Origin of the sequence: Sulfurospirillum arsenophilum NBRC 109478, from assembly GCF_000813345.1 — a bacterium.
Classification (GTDB): domain Bacteria; phylum Campylobacterota; class Campylobacteria; order Campylobacterales; family Sulfurospirillaceae; genus Sulfurospirillum; species Sulfurospirillum arsenophilum.
Genome location: NZ_BBQF01000004.1, coordinates 69,096 through 85,271 on the forward strand (window position 1 = coordinate 69,096; position 16,176 = coordinate 85,271).

16 protein-coding genes are annotated in these 16,176 nt (G+C 40.2%); 5 read left to right on the plus strand and 11 right to left on the minus strand.

What is annotated here, in order from left to right:
- Positions 1 to 32 precede the first annotated feature (32 nt).
- Positions 33 to 2,294, plus strand: coding sequence for a bifunctional diguanylate cyclase/phosphodiesterase (locus SAR02S_RS10750; RefSeq protein ID WP_041959637.1), 2,262 nt, complete (start codon positions 33 to 35; stop codon positions 2,292 to 2,294).
- Positions 2,295 to 2,345: 51 nt separating this feature from the next.
- Here the strand turns inward: SAR02S_RS10750 and blaOXA are convergent, their stop codons facing one another.
- Positions 2,346 to 3,128 carry a class D beta-lactamase gene (gene blaOXA, locus SAR02S_RS10755; RefSeq protein ID WP_041959639.1) on the minus strand — a complete coding sequence of 261 codons (783 nt, stop codon included), beginning with the start codon at positions 3,126 to 3,128 and terminating at the stop codon, positions 2,346 to 2,348.
- Positions 3,129 to 3,255: 127 nt separating this feature from the next.
- On the opposite strand from blaOXA, the gene SAR02S_RS10760 reads away from it, so the two are divergent.
- The 3 genes from SAR02S_RS10760 (at position 3,256) to SAR02S_RS10770 (ending at position 7,037) form a co-directional block, all read left to right on the plus strand.
- On the plus strand, positions 3,256 to 5,226 hold the full coding sequence (locus SAR02S_RS10760; protein ID WP_052433613.1) for a transporter-like protein: 1,971 nt from the start codon (positions 3,256 to 3,258) through the stop codon (positions 5,224 to 5,226).
- Between the two features lie 143 nt (positions 5,227 to 5,369).
- Positions 5,370 to 6,602 (plus strand): DUF711 family protein, encoded by a 1,233-nt coding sequence (locus SAR02S_RS10765; RefSeq protein ID WP_041959642.1) that lies wholly within the window; start codon positions 5,370 to 5,372, stop codon positions 6,600 to 6,602.
- A 24-nt stretch (positions 6,603 to 6,626) separates the two neighbouring features.
- Positions 6,627 to 7,037 (plus strand): VOC family protein, encoded by a 411-nt coding sequence (locus SAR02S_RS10770; protein ID WP_041959644.1) that lies wholly within the window; start codon positions 6,627 to 6,629, stop codon positions 7,035 to 7,037.
- 10 nt (positions 7,038 to 7,047) lie between these two features.
- Here SAR02S_RS10770 and SAR02S_RS10775 read toward each other — a convergent pair whose 3' ends face one another.
- From SAR02S_RS10775 to SAR02S_RS10815, 9 genes are all read right to left on the minus strand, one after another.
- Entirely contained in the window at positions 7,048 to 7,410 is a 363-nt protein-coding gene (locus SAR02S_RS10775; protein ID WP_198133103.1) for a nitrogen fixation protein NifQ, read from the minus strand.
- Positions 7,407 to 8,633 (minus strand): RNA polymerase factor sigma-54, encoded by a 1,227-nt coding sequence (locus tag SAR02S_RS10780; RefSeq protein ID WP_041959646.1) that lies wholly within the window; start codon positions 8,631 to 8,633, stop codon positions 7,407 to 7,409. The genes SAR02S_RS10775 and SAR02S_RS10780 overlap by 4 nt, the downstream gene beginning before the upstream one ends.
- A gap of 158 nt (positions 8,634 to 8,791) precedes the next feature.
- Complete coding sequence (locus SAR02S_RS10785; protein ID WP_041959648.1) at positions 8,792 to 9,088, minus strand: 2Fe-2S iron-sulfur cluster-binding protein; 297 nt, start codon at positions 9,086 to 9,088, stop codon at positions 8,792 to 8,794.
- Positions 9,089 to 9,098: 10 nt separating this feature from the next.
- Complete coding sequence (locus tag SAR02S_RS10790; protein WP_041959650.1) at positions 9,099 to 9,437, minus strand: hypothetical protein; 339 nt, start codon at positions 9,435 to 9,437, stop codon at positions 9,099 to 9,101.
- A 34-nt stretch (positions 9,438 to 9,471) separates the two neighbouring features.
- The gene (locus SAR02S_RS10795) at positions 9,472 to 9,834 is read right to left on the minus strand and encodes a nitrogen fixation protein NifZ (protein ID WP_232294042.1); all 363 of its coding nucleotides are present in this window, start codon (positions 9,832 to 9,834) and stop codon (positions 9,472 to 9,474) included.
- Complete coding sequence (locus SAR02S_RS10800) at positions 9,824 to 10,156, minus strand: nitrogenase-stabilizing/protective protein NifW (RefSeq protein WP_041959651.1); 333 nt, start codon at positions 10,154 to 10,156, stop codon at positions 9,824 to 9,826. Before SAR02S_RS10800 ends, SAR02S_RS10795 begins: the two co-directional genes overlap by 11 nt.
- Positions 10,157 to 10,178: 22 nt before the next feature.
- Positions 10,179 to 10,697: a flavodoxin gene (locus tag SAR02S_RS10805; RefSeq protein WP_041959654.1), complete on the minus strand. Its 519-nt coding sequence runs from the start codon at positions 10,695 to 10,697 to the stop codon at positions 10,179 to 10,181.
- Positions 10,698 to 10,700: 3 nt separating this feature from the next.
- Positions 10,701 to 11,141 (minus strand): NifX-associated nitrogen fixation protein, encoded by a 441-nt coding sequence (locus SAR02S_RS10810; RefSeq protein ID WP_041959656.1) that lies wholly within the window; start codon positions 11,139 to 11,141, stop codon positions 10,701 to 10,703.
- Positions 11,142 to 11,145: 4 nt separating this feature from the next.
- Positions 11,146 to 11,502 carry a NifB/NifX family molybdenum-iron cluster-binding protein gene (locus SAR02S_RS10815; protein WP_041959658.1) on the minus strand — a complete coding sequence of 119 codons (357 nt, stop codon included), beginning with the start codon at positions 11,500 to 11,502 and terminating at the stop codon, positions 11,146 to 11,148.
- Between the two features lie 141 nt (positions 11,503 to 11,643).
- Between SAR02S_RS10815 and SAR02S_RS13270 the strand changes: the two genes are divergently transcribed.
- Positions 11,644 to 13,497, plus strand: coding sequence for a mechanosensitive ion channel family protein (locus SAR02S_RS13270; protein WP_052433614.1), 1,854 nt, complete (start codon positions 11,644 to 11,646; stop codon positions 13,495 to 13,497).
- Between the two features lie 7 nt (positions 13,498 to 13,504).
- Here SAR02S_RS13270 and SAR02S_RS10825 read toward each other — a convergent pair whose 3' ends face one another.
- The gene (locus SAR02S_RS10825; RefSeq protein ID WP_041959659.1) at positions 13,505 to 16,018 is read right to left on the minus strand and encodes a chemotaxis protein CheW; all 2,514 of its coding nucleotides are present in this window, start codon (positions 16,016 to 16,018) and stop codon (positions 13,505 to 13,507) included.
- Between the last annotated feature and the right edge of the window lie 158 nt (positions 16,019 to 16,176).

Sequence of the window (16,176 nt, forward strand, 5' to 3'; positions counted from 1 at the left end):
ATGATTATTCATAGTGACAAAAGGAGGCTCCTTTGGCTATTATTCAAAAAAATATTTGGACGATTTTTTATATCCTCTTGACCAGCGCCTTTGTTTTTCTAGGGATTGTCTCATACGCTAAATGGAATAGCATCCATGAAAAATACGCAACCGATCAAACCAATCTTGTAAAACTTGTCTCCAATGCAACACACTCGCTTTTTCTGACACAAGAGATGATGCTGAACATCTTGGGAGACCAAATTGTCAAAGATAATGACCCCCGTATTTTAGATGATTTGCTTCTCATCAATCCTTCGGTTGTTGCATTTGGATTTGTTGATCCTCAAGGTAACTACCTTTACACCAGTTCCAATTTTGATAAAACAAAACGTCCCAATCTAAGAAGCCAAGCCATTACGAAAGACTCCTTTGACTATACATTAACTCAAAACAAAATGGTACTAGGAAGAACTTATTTTATCGCGGGAAGTGGACGCTGGGGAATTCCAATTCGTAAAACGGTTTATGACGATTTTGCTCAACCCATCGGCGTCATGACAGCTGGTCTTGGCATAGAAGGTGCCTTCAAAATTTATACGGAAAACCTCTCTCTTGGAGATTACAACACCGTCACGCTCATACGTGACCATGACCAATTTGTTCAGTTTCAATCCTCCAACCACGAGACACCCAAAAACCTTTACGAAGCGCCTTTAGCCAATCATTTTTTGCATAATATTATAGAGAGCATCACACAAAAATACAACATTTCCGCTGAAGAGATCAAACAAAAAAGTGAAATTTTTGATGTAGAAATGGCTCACAATGATGGAAGGTCTGTACAACTTGCCCTTAAATACGATCCTCGTTATGAACTGTGGATACTCTCAGAGGTTGAGCATTCACAGATCGTACGCGATTTTATTCAAAACTTTATACTGTATGTACTTACCCTTATCATTGTACATACCGTTCTCTTTTTTCTCTTTAAACTGATTGCAAATGCAGAAAACAAACGAAGAAAAGATTTGATTTTTCAAGCAACCCATGATTCACTTACCCAACTACCCAATCGGAGTTATCTCCAGCAATGTATGAAGGATAGGATCTATGATGGAGCTCCTTCGTTTAGTCTTTTTTATCTTGATATGGACCATTTCAAAAACATTAATGATAGCTTCGGTCACCATTTTGGTGATTTGGTTCTCATTGAATTTTCCAAACGTCTCTTGCGTGTTGTGCCTAAAGAGAGCATTGTGATTCGTCAAGGAGGAGATGAGTTTATTATCTTAAGTTATCTTGCCAATGATGATGCGCTGCTTGCACATGCACAAACGATCATGGATGAAATCTCTCAACCCTATCACATCAAGCAATTTAATTTTGTCATTGGTGCCAGTATCGGCATTGCCAAATATCCAGAACACGGCGAGTCATTAGATATGCTCTTACGCGCCTCTGATATTGCGATGTATGAGGCTAAAAAGTATAAAAACAGTGTTCGCCTTTTTGTCCCTTTTATGCAAGAGGGGTATCTTAACCGTGTCAATGTAGAGCAGATGTTACGTAAAGCACTCACAAAGAATGAACTCTATATGGCATATCAGCCACAGATGGATAACCATGGAAATCTTTACGGTGTTGAAGCGCTTGTGCGATGGCAAAGCGAGGAGTTAGGTCTTGTTCCTCCCGATAAATTCATTCCTATTGCGGAAGCATCGGGTCTTATGCCTCATCTTGGGCATTTCATTATTAACACAACCCTTCAAGAGATGAAAGCGTTACAAGTAGAACTTGGAGTAGCTTTTCAGACCTCTATCAACATTTCCATCAAACAGTTTATGGAAGCACATTTCTTGGAAAAACTAACAAAAGAAATAGAGCTTGCAAAGCTGGCACATGTTTCATTGTGTTTGGAGATTACCGAGAGTCTGTTTATCGAAGATATTGACTACATTTTGCCACTTTTAGAAAAAATCCGTGACATGGGATTACATATTTCGATGGATGATTTTGGTACAGGGTACTCTTCTTTGAGTATCTTGCGCAAACTACCCATTGATGAATTGAAAATTGATAAAAGCTTTGTCGATACCATTTTAAATGACATCACCGCTGAAAAAATGGTTCAAAACATCATCACCATCGGTAAAAATTTCGACTTGTATATTTTAGCCGAAGGCGTGGAAACTAAAGAGCAAGAAACGGTGCTTCGAAACTTAGGATGTGACAGATTTCAAGGCTATCTTTATGCTAAGCCTTTAGCATATGATGCACTCAAAGTATTTTTAGAGAGGCAACAAAAGAACTAAACCATCTCTATAGATGAAAAAGTCGGAGTTTCCATTAAAAATAAGCCATATTTATTCTAAAAAACCTTTAGCTTTTAGAGCTTCTATCGTCATGAGTTTACGAAGCGGTAGCTCATCTGGTAAAGAGGTTATTAGATTGGTTGCAAAGAAATAAACACCTTTAGAATTTTCCACATAGCCTACGTACCAACCATGATGCTCTGCATCTTTTGGTACTGCCCAGCCTGTTTTAGCCCTTAGCACGTAGCCTTTCCCTTGCTCGTCTATCATAATGGATTTAAGAATGTCAATGTGTTCTTGATGAAACGGCACGTCATTTTTATAAAGCTTTTTCAAAAAGGCGATCTGCTCGTATGCGCTGATGCGAAGCTCTCCATCGAGCCAAAAGCGCTCCAGATCGGGGGTTGCTTTTTCATTGCCATAGTGAAGTTTTTTCAGATACTCGTTGTACTTTTCAAACCCAATGTTACGTGCAAAAAGCTGATAACACCAGACACAAGAGCTTTTAAAGGCTGATTTTAAACTTTGGTTTTGATTCCATGCACGCACACTTCGCTCCACACCATCCCATACGATGGTCGAGTCGGCATTAATGACATTTTCTTGGAGGGCTATAAGGGTATTGGGGATTTTAAACGTTGAGGCTGGAAGCAGAGGTGTTCGGGCGCGCTCCTCATTGTACACATAACGCTCTTTGCCATCAAGTGATTCGATGAGCATCGTCCCTTCTATCGTTTCATTTTCAAAAAGAGTTTTTAAGGCCGTATCTTCCGCTAAGACGTTTTGGGTTAGTAAAAGTAGTGAGCCTAACACCCAGAAAAATTTTGTGAACATACCACCTCTTTAAAAGTTTATGGAAAATCATAGTCTATTTTGCTTTACATGTAAAGTAGAAAGTAAAGGTTTACCCTAGTGTGCTACAATGAAAATAGCATAGAAAAATTCCAGAAAAAGGGTCATCATGAAACAGACGATAGAAGAATTTTTCGAAACCCTTAGCAAAAGCAGTGAAACTTCTGTTGAAAAACTAGCTTATATTATCAGCGAAATTCGCCCTAAATCTATCGGTCATATAGACGAGAGTATTGACATAATAGAAGCGATTATAAGTCACCTTGAAGCATTCCCAAACGTAAGAGAACCGCTTTCGTATGAGTTTAATGAATGGCTCATAAACTCCAAAATTTCTAGTAACATCGCTTCTTTGGGGATTCTTTCCAAGCAAGGGTTTAAAGATGAGATGAGCAACCGTTTTTACAATAAATTTTTACCGAAAGCGCCTCAAAAAGGCGATTTTACCTCTTTGTTTGCAACGCTTTTTCCTCACAAAAAAGACCCTCTTTGGGTCAATGCTATCGATGACACACTCTGGGCAAAGTTTTGGAGCACACTCTTATACAGTGAAGCTTTACATGTAAAGACCCAATTCTATCTTTTTCATGAGCTTGTCTATGCAGCTGAGATTTTAGCGATTTGGATTGCGGCAGAAGAATTTGATGAGCATTATATACGTTTAGATAGCACTTTGTTGACCAAAGACTCAGCGTTTATCGCTTTGCAGCGAGAGATCAGCATTCTGTCTCGTTCCATTCAAAATGAAGATGCAGAAGCAGAATTAACGAAGCTTGATTTTCAGCATATCGATGTTTTAATTTCTCAATCTCAGAATCAAGTCAATTTTTTACGCAAACAGTCGCTTGATAAAGGTATTTTAGTCTCGTTAACCTACAACCTTGAACGCTTAGATCAAATCATCCAAAGAGCGCAACAGTGTGTTAAACTTATCCAAGAATTTGATACAGTGGCCTTTTACACAACTTTGCTGCCACTGTTTAAAGAAGTTGTTGAAAAAAACTGCTCGCGCAATTCACTGAGTGAAGTACTCAATCAAAACATCAAGATATTAGCTAAAAGTATCGCGAACAATGCCAGTGAACACGGGGAACACTACATCACCGAAAATACCAAAGAGTACATCGGTATGTTTTTAAGTGCCAGTGGTGCGGGCATTGTTATCGCTTTAATGGCGTTGATAAAAATAACGATCATGCAGAGTGGTTTTTCCCCCATCGTTGAGACTATTTTTGCAAGTTTAAATTATGGTTTTGGTTTTGTGCTTATCCATCTTTTGGGCTTTACCGTAGCAACCAAACAACCTGCCATGACTGCCTCTACCTTTGCAAAAGCGGTTGATAGAGCAGATGCAAAGCAAGCAGATCAGCGTAAACTTGTGGCCTTATTCATGCAAGTAAGCAGGTCTCAATTTGCTGCGGTTGTGGGCAATGTTACGCTTGCGTTGAGCGTTTCATGCCTGATCGGATTTATTTACATACACAATGACACCCCTATTCTATCAGAGCAAGAACTTCACTACTACACACAAAATTTCAATCCTTTTCCTGGGCTTTTCTATGCCGCCATTGCAGGCATTTGGCTCTTTACATCAGGCTTGATTGCAGGGTATTTTGATAACCGAGCAAGCTATTTGGACTTGAAAAACCGGTACATGCATCTTCCCATTTTAAAAAAAATCAGTTCTCAGTTCGTTCGAGAGAAAATCGCAACGTACTTACACAACAACCATGGCGCAATCATGGGCAATTTTTACTTTGGAATTCTTTTAGGCATTACCCCTTTTGTAGGGCACATGCTTAACCTTCCTTTAGATATAAGACACGTTGCCTTTTCATCAGCCAATCTCGGCTACATCGTCGCACAAGGCGAACTCTCTTTTCTTGATTTTATCGTAGGTTTAGTGTTTGTTTTGATGATAGGTTTGGTCAATCTCAGCGTCAGTTTTACACTAGCCCTCAAAGTCTCACTCAAATCACGCGATGCTGATTTTGGTAATTTTTTCTCTTTTGTCAGGCTACTCTTTCACGAAGCAAAACGAAAACCATTGGAGCTTTTCTTTCCTCGTAGAACAAGTTGAGGAGAAAGGTTGATGTAGCATGCGTATGGTGTTGTGAAGCATTGTAAGATGGGGTCAAAAATTTAGACCCCGTTTTGTTTGTTACCTTTACATGTAAAACTGAATTGGCTATGATTTTGTGTAAAATCCCTCAAGGACGTGCGATGGTAAAAGAAAACCTCAAAAATAAAGATTTATGCAAAATTCGCACAATTACCTCATTTTTAACACTGACTTCCGATAAAAGTCAATGGGAAGAGACCATCTGTAAAGCCGCAAGCTTTGGCGGAGCATTAGCCAAAGAGTTTAACGCGCAGGGTTACCACGTTCAGTCGATTCGCATCGTTACCAATGCCTTTGGAGAGTACTTAGACACCTCGTCTTACCACGCCATCATGAAAGACATGCATATCCTCTCTGAAGTGCTTAAAAGCCCTCTGATGCCTGCCATTCGCATTCGTTTTGCCATAGGTGAAGCAAAGACTAAAGAGGAGATAGCCATGTTGCCTGAGCTTATCAAAGCGTATGGTGACATTTGCAATGCATGTGTCAATGTCGATATCGATGAACTAAGCGTTGTCGATCGCGATCTTACACTAAGTTGTGCCGAAGCAGTGGTCGAAATAGGCAAAATCACCCCTCGAGGTGAAGGCAATTTTAACTTTACGATTAACTACAACTGCAAGCCACACATTCCTTATTTTCCAGCGTCTTACCATAACAGCCATGATGAAAACTGTTTTGCACTCGGACTTGAAACACCCGACCTGCTTGTCGAAGCACTCAAAAGCCTCAAAGAAGAGAAAAACCACAATCTTAAAATGCAAAAATCCTACGCCATTATGAGAGATAGCTTACAGTACCACATCAACACGATCCTTGGCATCACACATGCGTATGAGCACCCTTACAAAACCAAATTTGCAGGCATCGACACTTCTGCCGCACCTTCTAAAAACTGCGCTTCGATGGTTGATGTGTATAAACTTCTTGGAGTGCCCTACTTTGGGGCATCAGGAACACTGGAAGCTTCTGCGATTTTGACCAAAGTGTTTAAGGCTCAAAAAGGATGCGACCTCATAGGTTTTTCAGGCTTAATGCTCGCCGTCGTGGAAGATGAAGGTCTAGCCGATGCCACAACACGCAATGAATTTGACATAAGAGCCTTACTTCAGTACTCCGCAGTCTGCGGCATCGGACTCGATACCGTACCGATAGAAGGCGACACATCCGCGCAAAAGATAGCCGACATCTGTGCTGACACAGGAACCCTCGCCTTTCGACTCAACAAGCCTCTTACCGTCAGACTTTTCCCTGTCCCTAACCTCAAAGAAGGCGACATGACACAGTTTGAAAGTGACGATCTTTGCAATAGTTTGGTTTTAAGAGTACCATAAACCTTTACATGTAAAAGGAAAACAATGAAACCCTACATGAGCATGATTACCTTAGGTGTCAGTGATATAGCAAAATCTATTGCGTTTTATCAAAAAGGGCTTGGATTTCCTAGGCGTGAGCCTTATGAAGAGAACATTGCTTTTTTTACACTCAATGGAACATGGCTTGCGCTCTATGAGAAAAAAGCACTCGCAGAAGATGCCAATGTCACGTTTGATGAAAGTACCTTTAAAGGATTTACCATCGCTCATACCCTTGGCAGTGAAACGGAAGTTGATGCACTCTTTAAAGAAGCCCTAAAAGCAGGTGCAACACCTACAAAACAACCTCAAAAAGTTTTCTGGGGAGGGTATAGTGGCTATTTTAAAGACCCCGATGGTCATTTGTGGGAAATCGCTCATAATCCTTTTATGACGATAGGGCCAGAAGATTAACGTAACGCTATTACCCCGCTAACTGACATGCAAAGCAGTTGGAATTATCTTTACATGTAAAACATGCAGGGGCGATTCTGTCGATGGAATCGTAGATGAATTTTTTCCACAGTTTATCGACAGGCTTTAGTTGCACAAGCTCAGGAAAATGGCACTTCATGTACTTTCCCATCTGCACTCGGTTACGAAAACCCATCGCTTCATACAGATGGTTCATCTGCAAGGACATAGCCGCGATGTGGGGTGCTATGACGTACTTTGAATAGCGATTTTTAGCATATCCTTGCAAAAAGACCATGACTTCACGTTCAAGTTTGAGCATTTCAAGTTTGCTGTACCTGCTATCTAAGCTCTCATCTGTCGTTTTGTTCATGCTTGTACCTTATAGATTTTCTTGCGCTCTTTGGATGACGCTACGTTCATCAATTTGCGGTATTTGGTGATGGTGCGTCTGACCATCTTGATGTTAAATCGTTTTTCAATGCGCTCTAAAAGATCATCATCGGTGAGCGGTTCGCTTTTATCTTCGTATTCTATCAGTTGATTGATAAAATTTTTAATCTCTGAAGAAGAGAGCTCTTTGGATGAAACGGCATTGGTAAAAAAGGATTTAAGTGGAAAAACGCCCTGCTTAGACTCAATGTATTTGTTCGAGATCGCCCGTGAAATGGTCGACTCAGCAAACGAGAGTTCCTCGGCTAAATGTGCCATATTGAGTGGTTTTAACTCGCCTCCCACAAAAAAGGAGAGTTGTCGCTCCACCACTAAAAGAACGATCTTATACAGCGTTGTTTTACGAAGCTCCAAAAGATTGACGATGTCGCGTGCCTCTTTAAGCTTTTCCTTGATGTTCTCGCTCTTGCTCGAAAAGGGGTCGGTAATGAGAATATCTGGATAATAGTCGTTATTGATGCGAAGGTTGATGTCATCGCCCACTTCCACAAAAAAATCAGGAATAATCTGCTTTGGTGTCGCTTGATACTCAATCGCTGGTGGATTGGCAAACTTTTTGATGATCGCTTTGGCCTCTTCAAATCGTCCGTGTCTGGAAAATTTATCGACCTTTGCCATCTGATCGATCATCTTAAGCACTAAGTTATAGAGTTCATCATCGATGTCATCACTGAGTGCATCGAGTTGAAAAACAAAGGATTCGTGGCTATCCGTTGAGCCTATGCCATACGGCTCTAGCTTAGAGAAACGTTGACGAATGCGCTCGACATACTCTGTATAAACGCCACAGGTTGCAGCAATCGCTTCAATGTCACCATCAAAATAGCCCTCTTCATTGATGTCACAGAGTATCTCGTGCGCAACCTTTTGAGAAATGGGTGTCGGAAAAAGTGGCGGCACGATCTGTTCGATGATTTTTTCATGCAAAGACTCACTGCAAAGTACCAACTCTTCAACAATGCCATGGCTTGAACCAAGGTTTTGCTCGAAAGGACGCTTGACCTCTAAAAAAGGGTTTTCGTACGACAAGGTTTCTAGGTGCGTACTTAACTCTTGAAGAGGAAGCTGTAACAGTGGGAGCCAAAGTTTCAAAGAGAGGTTTAAGCTCTGCTTTTGTTTGAATTCTAGGTTGATACTTCTCATACGTAAATTATGCCAAAGTGTGGATACTTTTTATCATTTTTAGTGATTAAAATTTATGCACAAAGAAGAGAGTTTTCGGAATTTTGAGAGAGTATCAACGCCACACCAGAGAACTTTCTTTGCTGTGGCGTTGAAAAGTGTTTTTTGTAGAATATATCTTAGTATTTAATACGTACAACGCCGTTTGGCTTGTCGATTTTCATCTGACAAGCAAGACGTGTATTTGGAGTACACGTACCAAAACAGATCTCTTTGAGTACTTTTATTTCTTTTTCATTTTTTGGAGATAAAAACTCCATACCTTGAACGATCTCAACGGCACATGTACCGCATTGACCATCACGACAGCCAAAAGGAAGTGCACTACCACTTGCTTCTACGACATCTTGAATGGTTGCGCCCGGTTTTACGTTAATTGCTAAAAAATCGTTGATAATTTCTACTCTTGTTGTCATCTTTTATCCTTTACTTCTTAAATGGTTTAATCAAAACATCGCCCTTAATCATCATCATCGAAGCGATGCGAATCTTAGGACTAACGGTAAACTGTTGGCAGATATCTGCATCTTGTTGCGTAATGGCACCGAGTTTTACAAGCTCATCAAGCTCTTCGTCTTCCATGTAGCTTGTTGGTTCTTCATCGCTGATATTCTCAACGCTGACCAAACACTTAGCATAGTCTTTGCTATCAAAAGGAATTGGGATTCCTTTCTCTTTTGCGAGACGCACAACAGGCTCCCCTATTTTGGCATCATAGATACCATCTTTTTCTTTATCAAAATGCATAAAGATTACTTTTGCCATGACTTTTTTCCCTCCTTACTAAGATTTTTTACTACTAATTTTTATAATGATTCATCATCCATTCTGTCTCTTCGGCTTCAAGGTCACGGTAAGGCTCAAGCGCTTCAAGCTCATGCTCTCTACACCCTATCACTTCGATAACCGCTTCGGCATCTAAAAAATGGACTTCATAAACACGAATGACCTGCAAAAACTCACCGATGGTTCGGATGTACCCAACTGAGCCTTTTTTAATCATCACCTCGCCAATCCCAAGATAAGGATAAGTCCCATCGTTCTTGACATCTTCCAAAAGCTTCACTTTTTGCCCGAGAAAATACTTGGCTTTCGTTTCGTCTTTCCCTGAAAGTTTTGCCATCACAGTGTTATGTAAAACAACTTCTTCACTAGCAAGCACAGTTTCCTCCTTCAGTTAATGTCGTACATGCCAAACAGCCTTTGGCTTTGCCGTCTTCCAGCATTCCCCAGACTTCTGCCGCACTTGGGGCATGCCCATGTTTATAGTCCATATAGACGCGAATCAAAGCGAACTTTAAAAAGTCCATGAGGTATTTTTCATCGCCATTAAAGTTTTCAAACCCTTTTTTAATGAGGCTTCCATACTCTTTCATAATATGAAAACGCTTGACTTCAACGATGTGCTTATCGTATTCGACACCAAAAAACTCAAAAAAATCTTCTGCATCTTTCAGTTCATAATATTGCTCAAGCGTTCTCATTTTATTTCCTTTTACGTTATCGTTATGCTAATTCGCTTTGTAACTGCTCTATCCAGTTTTCAATGCGTTCACTGGTTTTGCTTTTTTCATTGATATTATCGATGGCTAAACCACAAAGTTTATCGCCTGATTCTGCCAAAGAAGCCGTGTAGTTGTAACCCTCTTTGTCAACAAACCCGATGACGTTTGCACCTGCTTTGGTAAAAATTTGATTGAACTTACCAAGGGCTGAACAAAAATGTTCACCATGTGTTTTACTGTCACCCGCACCAAAAAATGCAACTTTTTTACCTGCAAAGCTGATGTTATCAGACGTGATTTCAAAGAGTGGGTCAACCCAACTAAAATGAACATCACCTTGTCCCCATGTTGAAGAGCCAACGAAAAGAACATCGTAGTTTTCAAATTGCTCAACACTGTCAAAGTCATCTTCCATCAAAATACAATCATCATCTTCCAACTCATATGCCTCTTTTAAAGCCTCAGCTACCAATGTTGTATTACCACCTGCACTTGCGTAAAATATACCAACCTTTGCCATGTTCTATCCTGCTTTTAGTGTGTATTGTTCATGGATTTCAAGTGCGTTACCAAGCATCTTGCCACCCTCTTTAATGAGATCATCATACGTTCGAAAACTATAACGGTGCGCATCTTTGAAAAACTTGTTGGTCACAACAATTTTTTCAGCTAAAACCACAGCACGACCAAATCCTTCGTGACTCATCTCCATAACGACTGAGCACATAATGCCAAGCTTCAACTCGAAAGCCAATGCAATGGACTGAAAAATCAGACGAATATCTTTGATCTGCATCTCATCAATATCCGCGATAATCGGAACATTTTTAAGTTGATCTTTGGTCTTAACATACTTCTCGGACAAAATTTCTTCATCACTCTTCTTCGCCCACGTACCAAACTGGTCAAGTGCCCTGATCTGAGATGTCAGGGTTTCGATGAACAACTTTTCAAGTTCATTCATAGCCTTATCCTCTGGCTTCTAAGATTTTTTTGATAAACGGTGGAGGATTGGTTGCCATCATGGTTTGAAGTTTATTAAGCTCCGTCTCGATGCTCACAACTTCTTTGTATTTGATAGGAAAGATTCGACTGTTGACGACTTTTGCAGCCGCAGCAGGTCCAATTTCGACACAGTACATAATGTCAACGTTTTCATGTTGCAACATTTCGACTCTGCCTTCGGTTCGCTCTTCGCCTGTTTGAACGACGCCAGAGAGAGAAAAACCCTCAACACCTACGTCGTACACGGCAAATTGCTCTCCTGAGCCAAAATGGGCATCAATGTTTTTAAGATCGTTTGTAAAAAACGCTACCTTGACCATCTTTTTATCCTCCTATACTAAACGTTATTCATACATTTACAAGAAGTGTTCCGTTGGTAATGATTGATTCAGAATTGGTTTTAAATACATTGAGAGTATAATGGAAACTGTATTTTTTCTATTCAACTTCGGAGAATTTAGATGGCTATGCGTGTCCTAAAATCATTGATATTTTTAATAGTGGTGCTTTCAAATACCGTTCTTGCGGATGACCAAAACACCTCTTTAGTCAACGCAGACAAAACCGTTTACATCAACCTCTTAAAAACAATCAAAGAGTCAAAAATATCGAATGATGAGATTGCTTTACAAAAAGTATTGCTTGAAAAACTTATCAACACGCTCCCTACACCCGTTACCAACACCCCATTAAGTGCTCCTACAAATGTTGATGAATATACCACTCTCTTTAATCGTTACATCGATGACGCCCTTAAAAAAGACTCACTTGCCAAAAAAATCAAATCTATTAATACTAAAATAAAATCCTTAACCAAAGAAATCAAAAGTTTAGAGAGCAACGCAAATTCAGAGCGTACCCTTCAACTTCAAAGTGCCCTATACACAAAGTCATTGCAAGATTTTAAAGACCAATATGACGTTATAACCAATGAAATGCTCTCCATCGATAAGATGTTGACGGAATCATTAAAAAACATTACATTAGATTCTGAAAGTCTGCCAAAAAGAACGGTGATGGCTCAAGATGAAGCTTCAAAATTGCGCGCTACGATTGATACCTTTTTAGTTAAAAAAGAGCGTTTTGAACTCTTAGGAGATACACACGATAAAGGCATCACAACGGCAACGATTAGTACAAAAGAAGATGCCTATAATAAAGCGTTGCGAGTGACGATAGCTTCGTTATTTTTAGAAATCTCAGATGCCTTAAAATTTAAAAACAACAAAGCATTTGTGCTGGAGAAAAGTATTCTTGATGAAGCTTCGAGCTTGGAGAATGCAAATGTTATCAAAGACGCTATTGCTTCCTTACTGCACAACATGGAAAAAGATTATTTCGGCACGCTTGATACCATTAAAGGTTCCACCGAACAAGAGTTCAAAAATATTCTCAAAACCTCTTGGAATATGATGAGTGACCCCATGTTTACACTAAATGGCACACCCATTAGCATGTTAAAAATCATCTTGGCGATACTTATTTTTCTGATTGGTATTTTTGGTGGAGGTTTCTATAAAACCAGCATTAAACGAATTACGTATAACAGTAAATCAATCAACTTAGCAACGCGTACTATTTTGTCCAATATTGGCTACTACGTCATTGTCATCACCGCTTTTTTTGTAGCGCTTAATGTCATGGGCATTGACCTCTCCTCTATCGCACTGGTAGCTGGAGCACTTTCTGTGGGTATTGGTTTTGGTCTGCAAAATATTGTCTCAAACTTTGTCTCTGGAATTATTTTGATGTTTGAGCGAAGCATTAAAATTGGTGATTTTGTTGAGTTGTCAGATACTTTACGTGGGCATGTCACCGATATACGTATGCGTGCTACCACACTCAATACCAATGGCAATATCGATGTCATTGTTCCCAATCGAAATTTTATCGAAGGCAATGTCATTAACTGGACGATGCACGATAAACTCAAACGTTTTGATATTCCCTTTGGCGTTGCGTATGGTACAAAACCTGAGCATGTTAGTGCTGTTATTGTAGAAGCGGTTGCGAACAGTGGGTATAAAGATATTCTCGTGACACAGGACAAATATACCAACGTCATTATGACTGGGTTGGGTAGCAGTAGTGTTAATTTTATACTGCAAGTGTGGATTCATGGAGAAGAAATTTTAGCACCGAGCAAAACCACTTCAAGATTTCTCATTATTATCTACAATACACTTAATGCTCATGGTATTGAAATTCCTTTTCCACAACATGATGTCCATATCAAAAGTGTTGATGAGAATGTTCATTTATCGCTTTTCCCATCGACTGAAAAAAGCGATAAAGAAGAAATGACTAAAGCTTAATTGACTTTCATTTCACGATGTTGGATTGTTTTTCCATCAGTAAATATTTTTCTATTTTAAGAGGATCAAGAATGGAGAGCATTTCCGCTTTTTCTTGACCAACATCTGCTTTAACGATGGCTTTCGTAAGGGTCTGCTGACCCATCATCGCTTGACTCGTCTCATCCACGCAACGAGCAGGTACTTCGGGGCTATCTTGAACCATATCGATGACTAAACCAAAAGGTTTGTCGTCACTACCTTTAAGCACAACAATATGATGATGTTCTTTGTTGTAAGCAATATCATGGTGAAAATATTTGGCTAAAGAAGCTACAGGTATCGTCTTGTTATTCCACGTAATCATACCCACATAGATTTCATCGCACCCGATCACCTGTGTGACATCTTGTCCTTCAAGTGCTGCGTAAATTTGCTGGCTCTCTATCGCAAAAAGATTGCCATTCATCCAAAACGTTGAGAGTTCAACCGTCTTCTCCGATGCGCCAATACGTGGGTAAAGGTACTGCTTTTTACCATTCTTTGAAACATCCTCCACACACGCATCTTGGTTCGCTATCTTGATGCAGACGATGGCGGTTACATCATTGCAGTAACCATCACTGCATTTGAACTCTCGATAGCCTTGAGATTTACCTTTACCAATGATGTAATAATCTTCTTTGATAAGCACCATATTTTCCAGAGAGTCACAAAATACGCATCGCTCACCAATGCCAATCGTTGGGTTTGTTGAAGCAATAACACTGTTGGTTTTACTCTCTAAAAAGAGTGCGAAAGAGCGTTCATCTTCGCCTACAACATCTCTTAGCATCGCTTCAAATTGCACTTCAGCATCAAAGACAATACCAATGCCTCCTTGTGCCTCTTTCACACCTTCTATAAAAATAGGCGCGCTGTAAATATAGGTATATTTTCCATCGTAAAGCTCGGTTCGCTCAAATGGACTCACCACGTACTCTTTGGAGCTTTTGAGTGCCAAGGTTTGCGCGATGTAATGTGCTCCGATGCGCTTTCCAATGAGGTGTGCGTACTTTTCTTGGCTCACCGCGATAACACAGCCTTGCGTGTCAAATAAAAAGAGATTGCTGTAGACCGTATAAAGTGCGTTGATAGCACTGAGCACTTCGGTTATCTCATGCCCAAACTCTTTGCGAATCGTTGTAAATTCTTTGTATTTAGCGCTAAATGCCTTGATAAAAACAGGACTCAACGCCCACCACCTACAGTCATTCGCGCGCTCATAAAGGTTTCGATCCATAATATCAATCGCGAGTTTGGCGTTAAATGCCGCATCATTGATAAAGGAAGCCACAACTGTCCAGTTAAGATTGCCGATGGACTCTTCAAACGTCTTTTTGGTCTGCGCACCTGTACGAGAAATCTCATTTAAAAGAGATTTTGAAAAAGAGTTGTCGCCACTTTTTTGGTTAGCGATTTGCACATTACCGTTCCAGATGGTCATATCAAGGCGTCTTTGAATTGCCTCTGCTTTGGTGGGAATACTCGTAAACTCCTCCGAAAAAAGCGAAGAGTTTTTGATGATCTTAATCTGCGCCTCTGTAAAAGGAACCAGAGACTGTTTTTGATGGAAAGCAAAGGCTAAAGGCATAAGCGCATGCCCCATCCATCCTAAGCCAAAAAAGCCTTGGTAGCCTTTAGTTGATTGTGTTTTAGCGACATATTCTCCCCCTACGAAGGGAACAATATCAAAGCTATGCAGAGCTGTTTTTTGAGGCGCTCCAAGAGCGTAATGAAACGGGTCACTGCTGTAAATCGTACGATTGTTTTCATCTAACAAAAGAATGTCTGCCCATGTCTCGTTCTCGATGAGGTTGGAAATGATGACATGCATCTCATCTTGAAATTTAAACACTAAACAGAGCACGGCAAGGGGTGTGCCATTCTCATCGCACACACGGTAACTGTAGAGTAAACTCTCCTTGTCACTCACCAGTGGATAGATGCCGAAGCTCTCCACATACTCTTGAGACGTATGCATCGCTTCGTAGATAAAAGCATTTTCTATCTTCTTCCCTATTTTTTCACCTTTGGTAGAAGCAATGAGCGTGCCTTCAAGATCAAACAACAACACGTCGCTGTAAACACTGTATTTTTCAATGTACTCATGAAAACGGTTTTGAAGGGATGCTAATGATGATTTCTGCTCTTCACAGCTTTTCTTTGCAAAATCACAGATAATAGTGTCCATCGCCAAAAAGCCTATGTCTGCGGTACGCTCAAAAAGATTTCGGATTAATATATCTATGGCGACTTGTGCCTTGGCTCCAAGCTCGGTAGAGAGCTTCTTTACAGTCTCTTCACAAAGCCTTTGTAAGAGTTGCTCAGAGAGGTTGCTAAAGGCTTGTCTGGTCTCGGATATATCCATACCAATGTTACTCATCTGCCCTAAAAGCGAAAGTAAATTCCAACGCTCAGAGAGTTGATCGAGTGCTTTTTGATAGGCAACAACTTCAGGAATGTAGGCATTATAGCGCGTGGAATGGCTTTGTTCAGACATAGGGATAGATTTCCTTCATGGTGTATTTGAGAGGCAAAAATTGGGTAAGGCTTGGGGCGAAGATGACATTTTTTTAAAGGATATACAAGAAGTGTTCCGTAGGGAAATAAGGTTTACATGTAAAGATAAAATGAAGTTAATCATAAGCGCTGTGAGGC